Origin of the sequence: Pseudomonas japonica (assembly GCF_900188455.1) — a bacterium.
Lineage (GTDB): Bacteria > Pseudomonadota > Gammaproteobacteria > Pseudomonadales > Pseudomonadaceae > Aquipseudomonas > Aquipseudomonas japonica.
In genome coordinates this window covers 1-1,725 of the sequence record NZ_FZOL01000057.1, presented here as the reverse complement: position 1 = coordinate 1,725, position 1,725 = coordinate 1, and the positions used below count along the sequence as shown (strand labels likewise).

Annotated in this window: 2 protein-coding genes; both read left to right on the top strand. The window is 67.3% G+C overall.

All coding sequences use genetic code 11. From position 1 onward, the window contains the following. Window positions 1-792 (top strand): acetaldehyde dehydrogenase (acetylating) (locus CHB99_RS29315; protein ID WP_089266745.1); only part of this gene is annotated, 792 nt, incomplete at its 5' end. Window positions 793-802: 10 nt separating this feature from the next. Further along, window positions 803-1,725 (top strand): 4-hydroxy-2-oxovalerate aldolase (dmpG, locus tag CHB99_RS29310; protein WP_089266743.1); only part of this gene is annotated, 923 nt, incomplete at its 3' end.

The window sequence follows — 1,725 nt, the reverse complement described above, 5'->3', positions numbered from 1 at the left end:
CGTGCCGCGCGCATGGGCGTGGCCACGACCCACGAAGGCGTGGAAGGCCTGACCCGGATGGCACAGTTCCAGGACATCGATTTCGTCTTCGATGCCACCAGCGCCGGCGCCCATGTGAAGAACGACGCCTTCCTGCGCGCGATCAAGCCCGGCATTCGCCTGATCGACCTGACCCCGGCGGCCATCGGCCCGTACTGCGTGCCGGTGGTGAACCTGGAGCGGAACCTCGGCCAGCTCAACGTCAACATGGTCACCTGCGGCGGCCAGGCGACCATCCCCATGGTGGCCGCGGTGTCGCGGGTGGCGAAGGTCCACTACGCCGAGATCGTCGCCTCGATCGCCAGCAAATCCGCCGGCCCCGGCACCCGCGCCAATATCGACGAGTTCACCGAGACCACCTCCCGCGCCATCGAGGTGATCGGCGGTGCGGCCAAGGGCAAGGCGATCATCGTCATGAACCCGGCGGAGCCGCCGCTGATCATGCGCGACACGGTGTTCGTGCTGTCCGAAGCGGCGGACCAGACCCAAGTCGAGGCCTCCATCGAAGAGATGGCCCAGGCCGTCCAGGCCTACGTGCCCGGCTATCGGCTGAAGCAGAAGGTGCAGTTCGAGCCGGTCAGCGAGCTGAAGATCCCCGGCCTCGGCACCTTCACCGGGCTGAAGACCTCGGTGTTCCTCGAAGTCGAAGGCGCCGCCCATTACCTGCCGGCCTACGCCGGCAACCTCGACATCATGACGTCCGCCGCCATGGCCACTGCCGAGCGCATGGCCGTGTCGATGATCGCCGGCTGAGGAACAGAGCATGAAGAAGATCTACATCTCCGACGTCACCCTGCGCGACGGCAGCCATGCCGTGCGCCATCAGTACACCCTGGACAATGCCCGCGACATCGCCCGGGCGCTGGACGCAGCGAAAGTCGACTCCATCGAAGTGGCCCACGGCGACGGCCTGCAGGGTTCCAGCTTCAACTACGGCTTCGGCCGCCACACCGACCTGGAGTACATCGAGGCGGTGGCCGACGTGGTCAGCCACGCGAAGATCGCTACCTTGCTGCTGCCAGGCATCGGCACGGTCCATGACCTGAAAGCCGCCTACGATGCCGGCGCCCGCGTGGTCCGCGTCGCCACCCACTGCACCGAAGCCGACGTGTCGAAGCAGCACATCGAATACGCCCGCGAGCTGGGCATGGACACCGTCGGCTTCCTGATGATGAGCCACATGATCCCCGCCGAGCAGCTGGCGGCGCAGGGCAAGCTGATGGAGAGCTACGGCGCGCAGTGCATCTACATGGCCGACTCCGGTGGCGCGATGAACATGCAGGACATCCGTGAGCGCATGCGCGCGTTCAAGGCGGTGCTCGATCCGGCGACCCAGACCGGCATGCACGCGCACCACAACCTGAGCCTGGGCGTGGCCAACTCCATTGCCGCGGTGGAGGAGGGCTGCGACCGCATCGACGCCAGCCTCGCCGGGATGGGCGCGGGTGCGGGCAACGCGCCGCTGGAAGTGTTCATCGCCGCCGCCGAACGCCTGGGCTGGAACCACGGCACCGACCTCTACACCCTGATGGACGCCGCCGACGATATCGTCCGGCCGCTGCAGGACCGCCCGGTGCGGGTGGACCGCGAGTCGCTGGCGCTGGGCTATGCCGGCGTCTACTCCAGCTTCCTCCGTCACGCGGAAATCGCCGCGAAGCGCTACGGCCTGAAGACCGTGGACATCCT